At 59.6% G+C, this 18,951-nt stretch carries 16 protein-coding genes and 1 pseudogene; 10 read left to right on the forward strand and 7 right to left on the reverse strand.

Translation table 11 applies throughout. The features are described from left to right. Positions 1–2: 2 nt before the first annotated feature. The gene (locus C9383_RS20740; RefSeq protein WP_060754202.1) at positions 3–581 is read left to right on the forward strand and encodes a cob(I)yrinic acid a,c-diamide adenosyltransferase; all 579 of its coding nucleotides are present in this window, start codon (positions 3–5) and stop codon (positions 579–581) included. A 110-nt stretch (positions 582–691) separates the two neighbouring features. Here the strand turns inward: C9383_RS20740 and C9383_RS20745 are convergent, their stop codons facing one another. From C9383_RS20745 to secA, 3 genes are all read right to left on the reverse strand, one after another. Then, positions 692–1,636: a Nudix family hydrolase gene (locus C9383_RS20745; RefSeq protein WP_060754203.1), complete on the reverse strand. Its 945-nt coding sequence runs from the start codon at positions 1,634–1,636 to the stop codon at positions 692–694. 20 nt (positions 1,637–1,656) lie between these two features. Further along, the gene (gene argJ, locus C9383_RS20750; protein ID WP_060754204.1) at positions 1,657–2,874 is read right to left on the reverse strand and encodes a bifunctional glutamate N-acetyltransferase/amino-acid acetyltransferase ArgJ; all 1,218 of its coding nucleotides are present in this window, start codon (positions 2,872–2,874) and stop codon (positions 1,657–1,659) included. Positions 2,875–2,997: 123 nt separating this feature from the next. Beyond that, positions 2,998–5,733 (reverse strand): preprotein translocase subunit SecA, encoded by a 2,736-nt coding sequence (secA, locus tag C9383_RS20755; RefSeq protein ID WP_090368847.1) that lies wholly within the window; start codon positions 5,731–5,733, stop codon positions 2,998–3,000. 304 nt (positions 5,734–6,037) lie between these two features. Between secA and C9383_RS20760 the strand changes: the two genes are divergently transcribed. Further along, on the forward strand, positions 6,038–6,493 hold the full coding sequence (locus C9383_RS20760) for a DUF721 domain-containing protein (protein ID WP_090368845.1): 456 nt from the start codon (positions 6,038–6,040) through the stop codon (positions 6,491–6,493). 3 nt (positions 6,494–6,496) lie between these two features. On the opposite strand, the gene C9383_RS20765 is transcribed toward C9383_RS20760, so the two are convergent. After that, entirely contained in the window at positions 6,497–7,975 is a 1,479-nt protein-coding gene (locus C9383_RS20765; protein ID WP_090368843.1) for a helicase HerA-like domain-containing protein, read from the reverse strand. Positions 7,976–8,180: 205 nt separating this feature from the next. Here C9383_RS20765 and C9383_RS28725 point away from each other — a divergent pair. Then, a pseudogene (locus tag C9383_RS28725) lies at positions 8,181–9,212 on the forward strand (HAMP domain-containing protein); the annotation flags it as partial. 93 nt (positions 9,213–9,305) lie between these two features. Continuing rightward, positions 9,306–10,070: a methyl-accepting chemotaxis protein gene (locus C9383_RS28730; protein WP_372241681.1), complete on the forward strand. Its 765-nt coding sequence runs from the start codon at positions 9,306–9,308 to the stop codon at positions 10,068–10,070. A 34-nt stretch (positions 10,071–10,104) separates the two neighbouring features. Here the strand turns inward: C9383_RS28730 and C9383_RS28220 are convergent, their stop codons facing one another. Continuing rightward, entirely contained in the window at positions 10,105–10,275 is a 171-nt protein-coding gene (locus tag C9383_RS28220; protein ID WP_162843520.1) for a hypothetical protein, read from the reverse strand. 80 nt (positions 10,276–10,355) lie between these two features. Then, entirely contained in the window at positions 10,356–11,204 is an 849-nt protein-coding gene (purU, locus tag C9383_RS20775) for a formyltetrahydrofolate deformylase (RefSeq protein WP_005790961.1), read from the reverse strand. 350 nt (positions 11,205–11,554) lie between these two features. Here purU and mvaT point away from each other — a divergent pair, with 350 nt between their 5' ends. Beyond that, a complete protein-coding gene (gene mvaT / locus C9383_RS20780) occupies positions 11,555–11,929 on the forward strand; it encodes a histone-like nucleoid-structuring protein MvaT (RefSeq protein WP_003175830.1) in 375 nt (124 codons plus the stop codon). Positions 11,930–12,017: 88 nt separating this feature from the next. On the opposite strand, the gene sbcB is transcribed toward mvaT, so the two are convergent. Continuing rightward, positions 12,018–13,445 carry an exodeoxyribonuclease I gene (gene sbcB, locus C9383_RS20785; RefSeq protein WP_090368841.1) on the reverse strand — a complete coding sequence of 476 codons (1,428 nt, stop codon included), beginning with the start codon at positions 13,443–13,445 and terminating at the stop codon, positions 12,018–12,020. A gap of 167 nt (positions 13,446–13,612) precedes the next feature. Between sbcB and C9383_RS20790 the strand changes: the two genes are divergently transcribed. The 5 genes from C9383_RS20790 to C9383_RS20810 are packed head-to-tail and all read left to right on the forward strand — an operon-like array spanning position 13,613 to position 18,944. Beyond that, positions 13,613–14,305 carry an RDD family protein gene (locus C9383_RS20790; RefSeq protein ID WP_060754210.1) on the forward strand — a complete coding sequence of 231 codons (693 nt, stop codon included), beginning with the start codon at positions 13,613–13,615 and terminating at the stop codon, positions 14,303–14,305. Next, positions 14,302–15,282 carry a stage II sporulation protein M gene (locus C9383_RS20795; RefSeq protein WP_090368839.1) on the forward strand — a complete coding sequence of 327 codons (981 nt, stop codon included), beginning with the start codon at positions 14,302–14,304 and terminating at the stop codon, positions 15,280–15,282. Before C9383_RS20790 ends, C9383_RS20795 begins: the two co-directional genes overlap by 4 nt. Then, complete coding sequence (locus tag C9383_RS20800; protein WP_090368837.1) at positions 15,269–16,798, forward strand: DUF4129 domain-containing protein; 1,530 nt, start codon at positions 15,269–15,271, stop codon at positions 16,796–16,798. Before C9383_RS20795 ends, C9383_RS20800 begins: the two co-directional genes overlap by 14 nt. After that, on the forward strand, positions 16,795–17,952 hold the full coding sequence (locus tag C9383_RS20805; RefSeq protein WP_090368836.1) for a DUF4350 domain-containing protein: 1,158 nt from the start codon (positions 16,795–16,797) through the stop codon (positions 17,950–17,952). Before C9383_RS20800 ends, C9383_RS20805 begins: the two co-directional genes overlap by 4 nt. Then, positions 17,949–18,944, forward strand: coding sequence for an AAA family ATPase (locus C9383_RS20810; protein WP_090368834.1), 996 nt, complete (start codon positions 17,949–17,951; stop codon positions 18,942–18,944). Before C9383_RS20805 ends, C9383_RS20810 begins: the two co-directional genes overlap by 4 nt. Positions 18,945–18,951 lie beyond the last annotated feature (7 nt).

Genomic DNA, 18,951 nt, shown 5'->3' on the forward strand with positions numbered 1-18,951 from the left:
CCATGGGCTTTCGCCTGTCGAAGATCTACACCCGTACCGGCGACCAAGGCGAGACCGGCCTCGGCGACGGCCGTCGCGTGCCCAAGGACCATCCGCGGGTGGAGGCTATTGGCGAGGTCGACACTTTGAACAGTCAATTGGGCCTGCTGCTGGCCAATCTTGAGGAACAGAGCGGCAAGCACCCTGAACTCAAGGATGTGATCGAGGTGCTGACGCCTTGTCAGCATCGGTTGTTCGACCTGGGCGGTGAACTGGCAATGCCGGTGTACAAAGCCTTGAATGCAGCGGAAGTGGATCGGCTGGAAGCGGCGATTGACCGCTGGAATGAAGAAGTCGGGCCGCTGGAGAACTTCATCCTGCCGGGTGGTTCGGCGCTGATCGCGCAAGCTCATGTATGCCGCAGCCTGGCGCGCAGTGCAGAACGGCGCTGTCAGCAGTTGAATGCGCTTGAGCCGCTGGAAGGCGTGGGGCTGGCCTATATCAATCGGTTATCGGATCTGCTGTTTGTGGCGGCGCGGGTGATTGCCAGGCGCCAAGGTGTTGCGGAGGTTTTGTGGCAGGCGGCGGCTAAACCACACTGAGGGTTGTGTAGTGACTGATCGGGCCCTATCGGGAGCAAGCCCCCTCCCACAGTTGAACAAGTTGCCCTTGTGGGAGGGAGCTTGCTCCCGATGAGGCTATCAATGGCTGATCAGACTTCAGGCCAGAACGCCCGGATCCCTGCCACACCCTGAGCCCCGGCTTCCCAGGCCTGCTCCCGCTCGGCGGGCCCAAGCCCACCCAACAGAAACACCGGCTTGCTGAACCCACTGATCAACTGCGCCGCCTGTTCCCAGCCCAAAGGTTGTGCATCGGGATGCGTCAGGGTCGGCTGCACCGGTGACAGCGTGACGAAATCCACATCCATCATTTGCGCCAGGGCCAGTTCTTCGGCGTTGTGGCACGAGGCCGCCAGCCAGCGGTCCTTCGGCAACGGCCGCCCCTTGCTCGCGTATTTACGCAGTTGCGCCGAAGTCATGTGCCAACCGGCCGAAGGAAAGTCCCCCAGCCACTCGAACGGCCCCTTGAGCATCAACTGGGCCTTGCCGGCACACAGGCCAACCGCATCCACCGCCAGGTCACGATACTTGGGGTCGTAACCGTTGGGCGCACGCAGTTGAACCAGCTTGATACCACCGGCAATGGCTTTCTGAAGGCCGCGCAGCAGCGTGGGGGTTTCCAGCTCACCCGGGGTGATCAGGTACTCGGCAGGCAAGCGCGCAGCGGCAACGATCGGAGCATTGGCCGCCGGGAACTCATAGTTGATCAAGTCCCGAGGCGCTACCCATTCCAGCGGTTGCCCTTCGGCACCATGAGGCTCGCCGGTAAACGCCGAGACCTCCCAGACATCCAGTAACACCTGCTTGTCCGGGTAGTCGTGTTGCACCTTGATCAGCGGCCGGGCCGTGGTGACCCGGATGCCCAGCTCTTCGTGCAGCTCGCGCGACAAGGCGGTTGCCACCGACTCATCGGCCTCCACCTTGCCCCCAGGAAACTCCCAGAGGCCGCCCTGATGCTGGGTATCGGCACGGCGCGCCAGCAGAATCCTGCCGTCGGCACCGCGGATCACCGCTGCTGCTACATGCACTCGTTTCACCGCGTTTATCCTCTTGGCTATCAGGTACGGTATTCCGCGTTGATCTTCACGTACTCGTGGGACAGGTCGGTGGTCCAGATGGTTTCGCTGCACTCGCCACGACCCAGCTCGATACGGATGGTGATTTCTTCCTGCTGCATCACCGCCGAGCCCTGGGCTTCGGTGTAAGTTTCAGCACGGGCACCGCGGCTGGCAATGCACACATCGCCCAGGAACACGTCGATCTTGCTCACGTCCAGGTCCGGCACACCGGCACGGCCAACGGCCGCCAGGATGCGCCCCCAGTTCGGGTCAGAGGCGAACAGTGCGGTTTTGATCAGTGGCGAGTGGGCCACGGTATAGCCCACATCCAGGCATTCCTGGTGGTTGCCGCCGCCGTTGACTTCAACGGTGACGAACTTGGTAGCGCCCTCGCCGTCGCGCACGATGGCCTGGGCCACGTCCATGCACACTTCAAACACCGCCTTTTTCAGCGCGTCGAACAAAGGGCCTTCGGTGGTAGTGATTTCCGGCAGGTTGGCCTTGCCGGTTGCGATCAACATGCAGCAATCGTTGGTGGAGGTGTCACCGTCGATGGTGATGCGGTTGAACGACTTGTTGGCGCCATCCAGCATCAGCTTGTGCAGTACCTCGCGGGAAACCTTGGCATCGGTGGCGATGTAGCCGAGCATGGTGGCCATGTTCGGACGGATCATGCCGGCGCCCTTGCTGATGCCGGTCACCGTGACGGTCACGCCTTCGTGCACGAACTGACGGCTCGCGCCCTTGGGCAGAGTGTCAGTGGTCATGATGCCAGTGGCGGCGGCGGCCCAGTTATCCACAGACAGGTCGTCCAGGGCGGCTTGCAAGGCGCCTTCGATTTTTTCCACCGGCAGTGGCTCACCGATCACACCGGTGGAGTACGGCAGCACTTGGCTGGCGTCTACGCCCGCCAATTGGGCCAGCTTGGCACACGTGCGCGCAGCGGCAACCAGGCCTGGCTCGCCGGTACCGGCGTTGGCATTACCGGTGTTGGTCAGCAGATAACGAATCGAACCGGCAACGCGCTGCTTGGCCAGGATCACCGGTGCCGCGCAGAACGCGTTGAGGGTGAACACACCCGCCACGGTCGAGCCTTCGGCACAGCGCATCACCACCACATCCTTGCGCCCCGGACGCTTGATGCCGGCCGAAGCGATACCAAGTTCGAAACCGGCAACCGGGTGCAATGTGGGCAAAGGACCAAGACCAACAGCCATGAATGCGCTCCTCAAAAATAGGGGGTGTCTGTGCCGTCGTAAGCGACGGTGAAATTAATGGCAAAACGCCGCGACGGCAAAAGCCGGTCGCGGCGCGGAGTATTGCAGCGTCGGGCGAAAATCTTATTCGATCTGGCCGTGGCAGTGTTTGAATTTCTTGCCCGAACCGCAGTAGCACAGTTCGTTGCGGCCCAGCTTCTGATCGTTGCGAACCGGCGTTTGAGCCAGCGCCACATCCACCTCTTCGCCCAAGACTTCAGGCGCTTCCAGGCCCGGTGCCTCGTCATGCTGGAACTGCATGCGGGCGGCCAGCGCTTCGGCTTCCTGACGCAGACGAGCCTCTTCCTCGGCCGGGTCTTCGCGACGCACCTGAACGTGGGACAGCACACGAATCGAATCGCGCTTGATCGAGTCCAGCAGTTCGGAGAACAGCGTGAACGACTCGCGCTTGTACTCCTGCTTCGGGTTCTTCTGGGCGTAGCCACGCAAGTGGATGCCGTGACGCAGGTGATCCATGGTCGACAGGTGGTCTTTCCACAGGTCGTCCAGCACGCGCAGTACGATTTGTTTTTCGAAGGTGCGCAGTGCTTCGGCACTCGCCTGCTCTTCTTTTTCGTTGTACGCGGCCAGCAGCTCGGTCATCAGCTTCTCGCGCAGCGTCTCTTCGTACAGGTGATCGTCTTCGTCCAGCCACTGCTGAACCGGCAGGTCAACACCGAAGTCGCTCTTCAAGGCCGCTTCCAGGCCGGCGACATCCCACTGCTCAGGCAGGGACTGTGGCGGGATATGGGCGCTGACGGTGGCGTTGAGCACGTCCTGACGGAAATCGGCGATGGTCTCGCCAATGTTGTCGGCGGCCAGCAACGTGTTACGCATGTGATAGATCACCTTACGCTGTTCGTTGTTGACGTCGTCGAACTCGAGCAGTTGCTTACGAATGTCGAAGTTGCGGCCTTCGACCTTGCGCTGCGCCTTCTCGATGGCGTTGGTCACCATGCGGTGCTCGATCGCCTCGCCGGACTGCATCCCCAGGGCTTTCATGAAGTTCTTCACCCGGTCCGAGGCGAAGATACGCATCAGGCTGTCTTCCAGGGACAGGTAGAAACGGCTGGAACCGGCGTCACCCTGGCGACCGGCACGGCCACGCAGCTGGTTGTCGATACGACGCGATTCATGACGCTCGGACGCAATCACCTGCAGGCCACCGGATTCCAGCACGGCCTGATGGCGTTTCTGCCAGTCGGCCTTGATCTGGGCGATCTGCTCGGGGCTCGGGTTTTCCAGTGCCGCGACTTCCACTTCCCAGTTACCGCCCAACAGGATGTCGGTACCACGACCGGCCATGTTGGTGGCAATGGTCAGCGCGCCTGGGCGACCGGCCTGGGCGATGATCTCGGCTTCTTTTTCGTGGAACTTGGCGTTGAGGACCTTGTGCTCGATACCTTCCTTGTTGAGCAGGTTGGACACGTGCTCGGAAGTCTCGATGGTAGCGGTACCCACCAGGATCGGGCGGCCTTTGGCCATGCCGTCCTTGATATCGTTGATGATTGCCGCGTATTTCTCTTCGGCAGTCAGGAATACCAGGTCGTTGAAATCCTTACGCGCCAGCGGCTTGTTTGGCGGAATCACCATCACGGCCAGGTTGTAGATCTGGTGGAATTCGAACGCTTCGGTGTCGGCCGTACCGGTCATGCCGGACAGCTTGTTGTACAGACGGAAGTAGTTCTGGAAGGTCGTCGACGCCAACGTCTGGCTTTCAGCCTGGATGTTGAGGTTTTCCTTGGCTTCGATGGCCTGGTGCAGGCCTTCGGACAGACGGCGACCCGGCATGGTACGCCCGGTGTGTTCGTCGACCAGCACGACCTGGCCGTCCTGCACGATGTATTCAACATTGCGATGGAACAGCTTGTGGGCACGCAGGCCTGCGTAAACGTGGGTCAAGAGGCCCAGGTTGTGTGCCGAGTACAGGCTTTCGCCCTCGGCCAGTTCCCCGATCTGGGTCAGCATTTCTTCGACGAACTGGTGACCGGCTTCGTTGAGTTCGACCTGACGGGTCTTCTCGTCGATCGTGAAGTGACCTTCTTTGGTCACGACGCCTTCCACTTCTTCGATGTGCTGGGTCAGACGCGGAATCAGTTTGTTGATTTCGGTGTACAGGCGCGAGCTGTCTTCGGCCTGGCCGGAGATGATCAGCGGAGTACGGGCTTCGTCGATCAGGATGGAGTCGACTTCGTCGATCACGGCAAAGTTGAGTTCACGCTGGAATTTTTCTTCCATGCTGAACGCCATGTTGTCGCGCAGATAGTCGAAACCGAATTCGTTGTTGGTACCGTAGGTGATGTCGGCAGCGTAGGCGGCACGCTTCTCTTCCGGCGGCTGGAAAGGCGTTACCACGCCGACGGTCAGGCCGAGGAATTCATAGAGCGGGCGCATCCAGTTGGCGTCCCGGCGAGCCAGGTAGTCGTTCACCGTCACCACGTGCACGCCCTTGCCGGACAGTGCGTTGAGGTAAACGCCCAGGGTTGCCACCAGGGTCTTGCCTTCACCGGTACGCATTTCGGCAATCATGCCTTCATGCAAGGTCATGCCGCCGATCAACTGAACGTCGAAGTGGCGCATGCCCATGACACGCTTACCGGCTTCACGGGCGACCGCAAAGGCTTCGGGAAGCAGTTTGTCGAGGGTTTCACCTTTGGCTATGCGGGCCTTGAACTCTTGGGTCTTGGCGCGCAATTGGTCGTCCGAAAGGGCAACCATCTGCTCTTCGAGGGCATTGACCAGTTGCACCGTCTTGAGCATGCGTTTGACTTCGCGCTCATTCTTGCTTCCAAAAAGTTTCTTTAACAAAGGCGCAAACATATCGGCAGGTTCTTCCACACATAGGGATGGAGGGCGCACCGTGAGTGGCCCGAGCAGCCCTCACGGCCGCATGCGAACGCGCATTCTACCCGGAATCGTGGGTGAGGAAAGTGGCGTTATTGCACGAGGCAGGCATGGCACTGTGAGAGGCCCTTTTTAAAATAAGGGCTTTTACTGGAACTTCAACCCATGGAAGGCAGAAGTTACCGATTGATTTTACGGGAAAACTACGCGGACGCATGGCCAGGGGGCTTACGGGCGCTTTCTGTTAAGATGACCACTCTGTTACCTCAGGTGTCTAGATATGGCGTTACGCCATCAACCAGCCCGCGCGCCCGGCGCGTTGCTTCGCGAAGCCAAGCCGCTGAAAGCCATCTTTGGCCATGCGCAACGCCTGGGCCTTCTGCAACGCCTGCTCGAAAGCCAGTTGCAACCGGCCGCGCGTGAACATTGTCATGTAGCGTCGTGGCGAGAAGGCCATTTGCTGCTGATTGTCACCGATGGCCATTGGGCCACCCGGTTGCGCTATCAACAAAAACGCCTGCAACGACAACTGATGGCCTTTGACGAGTTTGCCGGCCTGACGCGCATCCAGTTCAAAGTGCAGCCCCCAGCCGTGCAGCCACGCGCAGTGGGGCATACGGTGGACCTCTCGGAAAATGCGGCCGAAACCATTCAGGCTACGGCCGATGAGATCAATGATCCGGGCCTGCGCGCGGCGCTGCAGCGGCTGGCCGCCCACGCCAGGCGCAAACCCTGACCGCTATTTGCGCTTGCCGCCGCCCAACAGCGACCCCAACAACCCACGCACCAACTGGCGGCCCATCTGATTGGCGGCCTGCTGCATCGCTGATTTCAGCGCCTTGCCTGCCGTCGTGCCCAGAAATGCGCCGGCCTTGTCGGTAAAGCTCGGCTCTTCGGCCGCCGGCTTGCTTGGTTCCTCGGGCCCCAGGTCCTTGCGAGCCATCAGCACTTCATAGGCCGACTCACGATCTATCGGTTTGTCGTAGCGCCCGAGCAAAGATGAACGGGCGATCAACGCAGCCCGTTCGGTCTCAGTGAGCGGCCCGATCCGCGATTGTGGCGGCGCGACTAGTACCCGCTGGACAACTTCCGGTGTGCCTTTTTCCTGCAAGGTGCCCACCAGCGCCTCGCCGGTGCCCAGTTCGGTCAGCACCGCCAAGGTATCGAACGCCGGGTTGGGACGAAAACCCTCGGCCACCGCCCGCAGGGATTTCTGTTCCTTGGTGGTGAAGGCTCGCAAACCGTGTTGTATGCGCAGCCCCAGTTGCGCGAGCACCGTGTCAGGCAAGTCACCCGGGGATTGCGTGACAAAGTACACGCCCACCCCTTTGGAGCGAATCAGGCGCACCACTTGCTCCAAACGGTCCTGCAGGGCCTTGGGCGTGTCCGCGAACAACAAATGCGCTTCGTCGAAAAACAACGCCAAGAGGGGCTTGTCGGCATCGCCACGCTCAGGCAGCTGCTCGAACAACTCAGCCAGAAGCCACAACAGGAAGGTCGCGTAGACCTTCGGCGCCTCATGTACAAGGCGGCTGGCGTCCAGCAGGTGGATCCGCCCACGCCCGTCGCCGTCGGGCTGCAAAATATCTTCGAGCTGCAGGGCCGGCTCGCCAAACAAGGCTTCGGCACCCTGCTGCTCCAGCACCGCCAGGCGCCGCAACAGCGCCTGGCTGGAGCCGGTGGTCATCAACGCCGCATCGTCGCCCAGCAGTTCCGGGTGATAGCGCAGGTGGTTGAGCAGTGCCTTGAGGTCCTTGAGATCCAACAGCAGCAAGCCCTCACGATCCGCTACCTTGAAAGTGGCATAGAGCGCCGACTGTTGGCTGTCAGTGAGTTCCAGCAGGCTGCCGAGCAACAACGGCCCCATTTCGCTGATGGTCGTACGCAACGGATGGCCGGATTGCCCGTGGATATCCCACAGCGTGACCGGGTAAGGCTGCGCGGTGTAATTGAGGAAAGGCATGTCTGCAATACGCTCGGCGACTTTACCCTGAGGGAAGGCTGCGGCACCCAGGCCGCAGAGATCCCCCTTGATGTCGGCGGCGAATACCGCCACGCCCGCATCGCTGAAGGCTTCCGCGAGGCGTTGCAGGGTGACGGTCTTGCCCGTGCCTGTGGCACCGGCAATCAGGCCATGGCGGTTGGCCAGGCGCATGGCCTGAGCAATGGGCTGGCCGTCAGGGCCGGCACCGATAAGAAGTTGTGTGGAGTCAGGCATTTCGTCACCTATGGTTAATCTTTAGTGCAGCCAAGCCGATACAGGCCAATGTGAGACCCACAAAGTCTAAAAATAGGTCGGAGGGTTCCTACAAAAACCCACAGAGCTATCACCAGAAGTACCACACCTTTTTTGACGCTGCCATTTTGCGCCTCCCAAAAGGACGCGCTTTGGATATTTAAGACCTTAGCGGACCCTACAAGCCATGAATAAAAACCTGCGCTTCAGCCACAAAATCCTGCTTGCAGCCGCCCTTATCGTCATCGCCGCCTTCGCGTTGTTTACCCTCTATAACGACTATCTGCAACGCAACGCGATACGCGACGACCTGAATAACTACCTGCATGAAATGGGCGGTGTCACCGCCAGCAACATTCAAACCTGGCTTGCCGGGCGTATCGTGCTGGTGGAAAACGCCGCACAAAACATCGCCATCAATCCCGAACCGTCCGCCGTCGCCAACTTGCTGGAACAGAAAGCGCTGACCTCTTCCTTTATGGCGACCTACGTCGGCGACAGTAAAGGGGCCTTTACCATCCGCCCCGATGCCAAGATGCCGGACGGTTTCGATCCGCGCGTCCGTCCCTGGTACAAAGGCGCCCAGAGCAGCAACGGTTCGACCCTGACCGAACCCTATATCGATGCGGCCACCGGGCAGTTGATCATTTCCATCGCCACCCCCAGCGCCAAGGGCGGCCAGAGTATTGGTGTGGTGGGCGGAGACCTGAGCCTGCAAACCCTGGTAGATAACATCAGCGCGCTGAACTTCGGCGGCATGGGCTACGCGTTCCTGGTCAGTGCCGACGGTAAAGTGCTGGTGCACCCGGACAAAAACCTGGTCATGAAGACTCTGGCAGAGGTGTACCCGAAGAACACCCCCAAGATCAGCGCCGACTTCAGCGAAGTCGAGGCCAACGGCAAAACCAATATCGTGACCTTTACACCGATCAAGGGTTTGCCATCGGTGAACTGGTACCTGGGCGTTTCGGTAGATAAAGACAAATCCTTCGCGATGCTCAGCCAGTTCCGCACGTCGGCGGTGATCGCCACGATCATCGCCGTGGTGATCATCATCGCCCTTCTGGGCATGCTGATCCGCGTCTTGCTGCAACCGTTGAATGTGATGACCCGGGCCATGCAGGACATCGCCGATGGCGAGGGCGACCTGACCCGACGCCTGACCATCCAGAATCATGACGAATTCGGCACCCTGGGCGAGGCGTTCAACCGGTTCGTGGAGCGTATCCACACTTCGATTCGCGAAGTGTCCTCGGCCACCGAACAGGTCAACGAAGTGGCCTTGCGGGTGGTCAGCGCCTCCAACTCGTCGATGGTCAACTCGGACGAACAGGCTAATCGCACCAACAGCGTCGCCGCCGCCATCAACCAACTGGGCGCCGCCGCCCAGGAAATCGCGCGCAACGCGGCACAGGCTTCGCAGCAAGCCAGTGACGCGCGGAGTTTGGCCGAAGACGGTCAGCAAGTGGTGGAAAGCAACATCAAGGCGATGAACCAACTGTCCGAGATGATCAGCGCTTCCGGCAACAATATCGAAGCGCTCAACAGCAAGACGGTCAATATCGGCCAGATCCTCGAGGTGATCACCAGCATCTCCCAGCAGACCAACCTGTTGGCGCTCAACGCCGCCATCGAAGCGGCGCGGGCCGGGGAGGCCGGCCGAGGGTTTGCGGTCGTGGCCGACGAAGTGCGCAACCTGGCTCATCGCACCCAGGAATCGGCGCAACAAGTGCAGAAAATGATTGAGGAGCTTCAGGTCGGCGCTCGGGATTCCGTCAGCACCATGAGTGAAAGCCAGCGCCACAGCCAGGACAGCGTGGAGATCGCCAACCTGGCCGGCGAACGGTTGAGCAGCGTGACCCAGCGCATTGGCGAGATAGACGGTATGAACCAGTCAGTCGCTACCGCCACCGAAGAGCAGACCTCCGTGGTGGAGTCGATCAACATGGACATCACCGAAATCAACACCCTCAACCAGGAAGGTGTGGAAAACCTGCAATCAACCCTGCGCGCCTGTACCGACCTGGAGCAACAGGCATCGCGCTTGAAGCAACTGGTGGGCAGTTTCCGGATCTGACGCCCAGGCCCGTCGCTGATACAGCGGCGGGCCGCTATTTTTCCAGAGGCTCGTCTTTACGCCGCTCCTGCTCCCACAACTCGGCGGCGCCAGGAAACTCGGTGCCGTCTTCTGCGTCCAGCGCGTCCGGGTCATACCGGCTCAAACACCCCTCCCCCAATGTTGCCGGGGCTTTTGACGTGGCTTTATCCAGCGGGTCGCTCATCACTCAGTCCTGCGCAGATGTAAAAAGGGCCTGGGTCGATTTAACGCCCAAGCCCTTCTGACTTCAATCACAACGCTGGATCAGAACACGACGGTCTTGTTGCCGTGTACCAGTACGCGATCTTCCAGGTGATAACGCAGGCCACGCGCCAGCACCATCTTCTCGACGTCACGGCCGAAACGCACCATGTCTTCAATACTGTCACTGTGGCTGACACGCACCACGTCCTGCTCGATGATCGGACCTGCGTCCAGCTCTTCGGTAACGTAGTGGCAAGTTGCGCCAATCAACTTCACGCCACGCAGGGATGCCTGGTGATACGGCTTGGCCCCGACGAACGACGGCAGGAAACTGTGGTGAATGTTGATCACCTTGCCGGCGTATTCGCGGCACAGTTCCGGCGGCAGGATCTGCATGTAGCGCGCCAGCACCACCACGTCGGCCTCGTGCTGCTTGACCAGACGCGAGACCTCGGCGAACGCGGGCTCCTTGTCCTGCGGATTGACCGGTACGTGGTAGTACGGGATGCCATGCCATTCGACCATGCTGCGCAGGTCGTCATGGTTGGAGATCACACAGGCGATCTCGCAATCGAGCTCATCGCTGTGCCAGCGGTGCAGCAGGTCGGCGAGGCAGTGGGACTCACGACTGGCCATCAGCACGACACGCTTTTTCTGTTCGGTGTCGGTGATGTGCCAGGTCATCGAGAACTCTTCGGCGATCGGCGCAAACGCCTCGCGGAAGGCCTCAAGACCAAAGGGCAGCGTGTCGGCACGGATTTCGTGCCGCATGAAAAACCAACCGCTGAGATCGTCCGAGTGATGGCTCGCTTCGGTGATCCAGCCATTATGGGAGGCCAGAAAGTTACTGACTTTGGCAACGATGCCAACCCGGTCCGGGCAAGCAATCACCAGCCGAAAAGTGCGCATTAGGGGGAAACTCCAGAACTTCGCAAAGGCCGCCATTCTAGCGATTGCGCAGAAAAACTGCAGTATTCCTTGCACCTTATTCTGAATCCAGACCGAGAGGACACCCCTTAATAGCGTAAGGTTTTACCTCGTCTATATGACCGTACAACGGCCAGCTCAAGGAATTATCAAAAAACAAACAGGATTATCTTTAGGTCGGCGACCGACTAATTAACTCGACTGCGCAGCTTTACCACAAACATTCAAAGTAATTCACATAAATGCCTGCTTAAATGTTTACTTGATGAAATTGCCTGACTATTATTAGCTCACTGTCCCTGTCAATCAGCGCTCTACATAAGGTAGTCCCCATGTCACTGATCAACGAATACCGCGCCACCGAAGAAGCTATCAAAGAGCTGCAAGCGCGTTTGAAAAACCTGTCCCAAGACGACAAGCTGAAAACCGAGCTGGAATTCGAAGGCAAACTGCGCACTCTGATGGGCGAATACTCCAAGTCCCTGCGCGACATCATCGCCCTGCTGGATCCAGAGTCGAAAGTTAAAGCACCGCGTGGCGCCGTGAAAACCACCGGTACCAAGCGTGCGCGCAAGGTCAAGCAATACAAGAACCCGCACAACGGCGAAGTGATTGAAACCAAAGGCGGCAACCACAAGACGCTGAAAGAGTGGAAAGCCAAGTGGGGCGGCGACGTGGTTGAAGGCTGGGCTACTCTGCTGGGCTAAGCCGAGCCGGGCTCTCGCCTGATACGCGATACATAAAAAACGCCAGCTTGCTGGCGTTTTTTATGTCTGAATATTCTGCAATTTCTGACTACGAGTTCAAACGCGCTGCCAGCGAATCGGCATACTCCTGCCATTGGCCCAGTACCTGGCACTGAAACGGTGTAGCACTAACAGCCAACTCCTCGCACGCCTGTTTAAATGCCAGCAGAGTATTGGGTGCCCCCCATTGCGGATTTGACAAACGCTGCTGACAGAAAAGTTTCCAACGTTGTTGCTCGTCCCTGTCCAGGGTTTCAGGAAAGTTACGGGCACGGTAGCGAAATAATAATTCCGGCAAACGATGATCATCGAAAGGCCACTGCTGGCGTGCTAGTTGTGCAGGCTCTGCCGCACGGACTTGTTCACATAAGCGGCGATCGCGGTCGCCAATAAAACCATCGTAGAGCTGCTGCTCAGGGTCGGCACTCGGTGCAAAATCCTCCTCGCTGTAAATGGCGGCCAACTTGTCACGCCAAACTTCCTGTGCGTCAGTTAGTCGCAGCGCCCGCGCCTGACAGGTGTCCATATCTAACTGAAGCCGCTCACGATCCTGCGCCCGCAATACATTCAGTGGAGCAACGACCGGGCAACGGTTGATATGCAACAACTTGAGCGGAACCGGTAGCTCACCTTCCTTCAAGTCATCACGGCGTGTATAGAGGCGCTGACGCAACACATCGGCATCCAGGTCCAGCAAGGCCTGGGGGTCGAGCCCAAGGTCACAGACGATCAATGCATTGCGATTGCGCGGGTGCCAGGCCAGCGGCAGCACCACCCCCACGTAGTGGCGCTCGGCGGAAAAGCGCCCGGAGATATGCACCATCGGTTGCAACAGACGCACCTGGTCCATCACCCGCTGCTTACTGCGCAATTGAAACAGCCATTCGTACAGCTTGGGCTGTTTTTCTCGAACCAACCGCGCCAAGGCGATGGTCGCACGCACATCGGACAGCGCATCATGGGCCTGCCCGTGATCGATCCCATTGGCCTGGGTCAGCCGCTCAAGCTTGAGGGTGACCCGCCCATCCTGCTCCGGCCAGACAATCCCCTCGGGACGCAGGGCGTAGGCGGTGCGAACCACATCAATCAGATCCCAGCGACTGTTCCCCCCCTGCCACTCGCGTGCGTAAGGGTCGAAAAAATTTCGATACAAGCTGTAGCGCGTCATTTCATCGTCGAACCGCAGGGTGTTATAGCCTGCACCGCACGTACCGGGCGCAGCCAGCTCGGTATGCACCCGTGTCATGAAATCGGCTTCGGCCAGGCCCTTCTCCGCCAGTACGCCCGGAGTAATACCCGTGATCGCGCATGCCGCCGGATGGGGCAGGATATCGTCGCTGGGCTGACAATAAAGATTGAGCGGCGGGCCGATCTCGTTGAGTTCGAGGTCGGTACGAATGCCGGCCACCTGGAGCGGACGATCGCTGCGCGGGTTGATGCCGGTGGTTTCATAGTCGTACCAGAAAATGGAGGTCACGGGCTATTCCTGTACTGAAGATCGACAAAGTCTAGGCGCAGCGAGGCGTCCGGGGCCAGCGCTACATGCACTGTACAAATATCCAGCAAAACCTTGAATGGTTGCTTCCGGCGTCGACACTGCTAGCATCCGTGTCTCTGAACCGCTCAGCACTGCCAAGGATCGCAATGTCATCAGCCCCGCTGGACACCCGCTACCAGATCGAGACCCCGGAGGGTATCGACCTGCCCCTGCGTCCCGCCGGCTTGCTGGTACGTGTATTAGCCTTTGCTTTTGACCTGGGTTTGCGTGGGCTGCTCATGGGCCTCCTGCTCGTGCCACTGGCGCTGCTCGGCAACATCGGCATCGGCCTGGGCTCGTTGCTCCTGTTCCTGGTCAGTTGGTGGTACATGGTGCTGTTTGAAGTCCTCAACCAAGGCAGCTCCCCAGGCAAGCAGGTCATGGGCCTGCGTGTCGTACAGGACGACGGTACTCCCATCGGCTGGTCGTCCTCCCTGATCCGCAACCTGTTGCGCTTTGTCGACATGCTGCCTTTCGGCTACTTCCTCGGCGCCATCAGTTGCCTGCAACATCCCCATTTCAAACGGCTCGGCGACCTGGCCGCCGGGACGCTGGTGGTCTATCGCGAGCAGCCGCTGGTTCGGCCCCGCATACCTCAAGCCGCCCCCCTGCGCCTGCCCTTTGCACTGGACCTGAACGAACAACGTGCAATCCTCGCTTTCGCCGAACGCCAGGGCGAACTGTCGGCCGAGCGCGTGCATGAACTGGCCGCAATCCTTGCCGTGCCCCTGCACGTGTCCCCGGCTCGTGCTGCCGAACAACTCAATGGCGTGGCCCGTGGCCTGTTGGGGCCGACATGAAGCAGAGCCAATTTGAAAGCCGCCACCAGCAGCAATGGCAAGCCTTCGCCAAACAACTGGAGCAGTTGGAACAAGGTAAAGCCAAGGCCGCTGATGTCACCGACTTCCCCTATCAGTACCGGCGGTTGTGCCAACACCTGGCCCTGGCCCAGGAGCGCGGCTATAGCAGTTACCTGGTGGACCCGCTGCAGCAACTTGCGCTGCGTGGCCACCAACAACTCTATCGTCATCGCAGCCAATTGGCGGCGAACGTACTGGCCTTCATCCTGGCCGACTTCCCCCGCCTGGTACGCGAACAGTGGCGTTTTGTGCTGATCGCCGGCCTGTTGTTCTTCGGCAGCCTGGTGGCTATAGCCCTGCTGGTCTATCTGTTCCCTGACCTGATCTACAGCATCGTCAGCCCCCAACAGGTCGCTGAAATGCAAGGCATGTACGACCCTGATGCCAGCCACCTGGGCCGTGCGGCCGAACGGGCCTCCAGCGAAGACTGGATGATGTTCGGCTACTACGTGATGCACAACATCGGCATTGCCTTCCAGACATTTGCCGCCGGCTTGCTGTTCGGCGTGGGCAGCGTGTTCCTCCTGATTTTCAACGGGCTGATCATCGGGGCGATATCCGGACACCTGACCGAAATCGGTTACGGCCAGACGTTCTGGTCATTTGTGATCGGTCACGGTGCATTCGAACTCAGTGGCATCGCACTGGCCGGTGCGGCAGGCTTGCAACTGGGCTGGTCGTTGATAGCCCCCGGGCATTTGACGCGCAGCGAATCCCTGCGCCTGGCAGCGCGCAAAAGCGTGCAGATGCTCTGTGGCGTGATGATATTCCTGTTGATCGCGGCGTTCATCGAAGCGTACTGGTCATCCATCGCCACGATTGCCCCCTGGATCAAATACCTCGTGGGCACCACATTCTGGTGTTTGGTGGTCGCTTATCTGAGCCTGGCTGGACGGACCCGTCATGCGCCTGACTGACGCCAGCGTGGCCATTCGCCCGCGTACCTCCTGGGAAGCCATGGACCTTGGTGGATTGATGGCCAGAGAACATCGTCGCCTGCTGATGAGCAGTTGGGCGATGGTCACTTTGCCGATATTTACCTTGCTCACGGTGTTGCTCTGGGAGTATCCGTCTTTCTCCCTGTTGCTGTTCTGGTGGCTCAAGCCGGCCTTCGACCGCCTCCCGCTGTACATCCTTTCCAAGGCGCTATTTGGTGAAATACCAGGCATCAGGCAGGCCGTACGCCATTGGCCGCGCCTGCTCAAGGGCCAACTGCTGGCCAGCCTGACCTGGCGCCGACTGAGCCTGAGCCGCAGCTTTGTGCTGCCGGTCAGCCAGCTTGAGGGCCTGGACGGCCCGGCACGTCAGAAGCGCCTGGGGGTATTGCTGCAACATAACGCTGGAGCCGCACGCTGGCTGACCCTCATAGGGATGCACCTGGAAATCGGCCTATGGCTGGGTTGCATGGCCCTGTTCTACCTGTTCATTCCAAAACAAATAGAAATGGATTGGGACTGGCAACGAATGGCATTGGCAGCAGACGCCAACGAACTGTGGCTGGACCATCTGGGCAACGCCTTCTATGCCCTGATCCTGGTGTTCTGGGAGCCCATCTACGTCGCCTGCGGCTTCAGCCTGTACCTCAATCGCCGTACCGTCCTGGAAGCCTGGGACCTGGAGCTGATATTCCGCAACCTGCGCCAACGCCTGAGTAGCATCGTACCGCTACTGCTGCTGGTGGTCGGGTTGATGCTCACACCCTTCACCCCACCCGCCATGGCGAGCGAACCGGTTGTTTCCAAACCGCTCAGCACTCACTCGGCCAGCCAATCCATTCAGTCGGTGCTGGAAAACCCTCCCTTCAAGAACCCTGAAACCGTCACCCGTTATCGCTTTGGTGAAGAAAAAACAGCCGTCAAAAGCAAAACAAAAGGCGATGGTAAATTGCCAGCCTGGTTGCAGGCACTCTTGGATAACCTCAACAGCAATGCCTTCAAACACGTTGCCCAAGGCTTGGAGATACTGCTGTGGAGCCTGATGCTCGGCGCAGTCGCCCTGCTGCTGTGGCGCTACCGTGAATGGCTGCGCACATTCGTCAGCCGTATCCGGCAGCCTTTACCCAAAACGCTCAAACCGGTTCCCGCTCAGTTGTTCGGGTTGGAACTGGGAGTTGAAACCTTGCCGGAAGACATCGCCGGCGCTGCCGAACAGCTATGGGCCAGCCAACCACGGGAAGCACTGGGCTTGTTGTATCGCGGCCTGCTCAGCCGATTACTGCATGAATTCAATTTGCCGCTGAAAAGCGCCGATACCGAAGGCCAGGTACTGGAACACATTCATCATTTGAGGCAACCGCAATTGCTGGCCTTCAGTGATGAGCTGACGCGCCACTGGCAAAACCTTGCGTACGGTCACCGCCTGCCTCCCGCCGCTGCCCAACAACAGCTTTGCAACGATTGGCGCGCACTCTTCAGTTCGGGAGTGCGCCCATGAACAGGCCATTACTGTGGGTGACGCTGCTGCTGGCTGGGCTGCTGGGAGCCGGTGCTTTGTACGCCTGGCACAAGGCGATCCCTTATGACGAAGTGGTGGACCACGGTCCGTCTGCGCAAGCGCTGGCCAATCCCTACCTGGCAGCCGAGTACTTTCTACGCAGCCAAGGCCTGGCAGTGGAACATGCCTATGGCATCGAACGGCTAACCGATCGCCCAGCTAAAGGCCAAAGCCTGTTACTGCTGGGTGAGCGTAGCAACATGACCCCGCGCCAGGTTGAACAACTGCTGGATTGGGCAAAAGCCGGTGGCCACCTGCTGGTGGTGGCCGAGGCGTTATGGGATGAGGAAACGGGCAAAAGCGGCGACCTGCTGCTCGATCGCCTGAATATCCATCAGGCCCTGAGTGATGCGTTCGACGAGCCGGCATCACCGCGTAAAAAGAAAGCACCGGACCTGACCAAGCTTTACGTCGACAACGAAACCGCCCCGGCCTACTTCAGTTTCGATACCGACTTCAACCTCACTGACCCGAGACACCTTGCCCAGTTTTCAGCCAATAGCGCCAAGTCCAGCCACCTGATGCAACTTGACCTGGGGCAAGGCCATGTAACGGTGGTCACCGACAGCGACCTGTGGAAAACCCCGAATATCGGCAAGCACGATAACGCCTGGCTGCTGTGGTACCTCAACCAGAACACCGACGTCACCTTGCTGTTCAACAGCGACGTGGAAAACTTGCTGACCCTGTTGATGCGTTATTTCCCACAGGCATTGGTAGCGCTCGTCGCACTGATAAGCCTGGCGCTCTGGCACGTCGGCATGCGCCAAGGCCCGATACAGGCGCCCGTCCCCCGAGCGCGCCGGCAGTTGCAGGAACACTTGAAGGCCAGCGCCGATTTCCTGCTGCGTCGCGGCGGGCAGGCCGCACTGTTGCAAGCGCTGCAACGCGACATCCTGCGCACCGCCCGCAAGCGCCATCCAGGCTTTGAACACCTGGACACGGCAGCACAATGGCAGGTACTGGAAAACCTGACTCGACAACCCTCCGATGCCATCCGCCAGGCACTCGGCCCACTCCCGTTGAAACGGCTCTCCAGCGCCGATTTCAGCCGCCAGGTGACCAGCCTGCAAACTCTCAGGAATGCCTTATGAGCGAATACCCACCGTCCACCGTCCTGAACACCACAACCCTGCAGCAGGCCAGCCAGCAAGCCCAGGCTTTGCGCGTTGAATTGCGCAAAGCCGTGATCGGCCAGGATCAGGTCATTGATGACGTGCTCACGGCATTGATCGCGGGAGGCCATGTATTGCTCGAAGGGGTGCCTGGCCTGGGTAAGACCCTGCTGGTCCGGGCACTGGCCCGCTGCTTTGGTGGCGATTTCGCACGCATCCAGTTCACCCCCGACCTGATGCCCAGCGACGTCACCGGGCATGCCGTGTACGACCTGCAAAGCCAACAGTTCAAGTTGCGCAAGGGGCCGTTGTTTACGCACCTGCTACTGGCCGATGAAATCAACCGAGCTCCGGCCAAGACGCAAGCGGCGCTGCTTGAGGCCATGCAGGAGCGCCAAGTCACGCTTGAAGGGGAAGCCTTGCCCATCGGCCAACCGTTCATGGTGCTGGCGACCCAGAACCCCATCGAACAGGAAGGTACTTACCCGCTACCGGAAGCCGAGCTGGATCGCTTTATGCTCAAGGTGCGCATGGATTATCCCGACGCTCGACAAGAGCTGGATATGGTGCGCGAAGTGACCCGGTCATCCAGGGCCGACATGCTGGACGTGCAACCATTACGCACTGTGCTGCAGGCAGACGATGTGGTGCAGCTGCAACAGATAGCCAGTGAGATGCCCCTGGATGAACAAGTCCTCGATTATGCGGTACGGATAGCGCGCGCCACTCGCAGCTGGCCAGGGCTGACCATCGGCGCCGGCCCACGGGCCTCGATCGCTCTGGTACGTGGAGCTCGTGCCCGGGCCCTGTTGCGCGGCGGGGAATTCGTCACGCCAGACGACATCAAGGGCTGCGCCCTGGCGGTACTGCGTCACCGGGTACGTATTGCGCCTGAGCTGGACATAGAAGGATTGGAAGTGGACCAGGTACTCAAGCAGTTGCTTGATCAAATTGCGGCACCAAGGCAATGACCCGGCA

It is taken from the genome of Pseudomonas palleroniana (assembly GCF_003031675.1).
GTDB lineage: Bacteria > Pseudomonadota > Gammaproteobacteria > Pseudomonadales > Pseudomonadaceae > Aquipseudomonas > Aquipseudomonas palleroniana.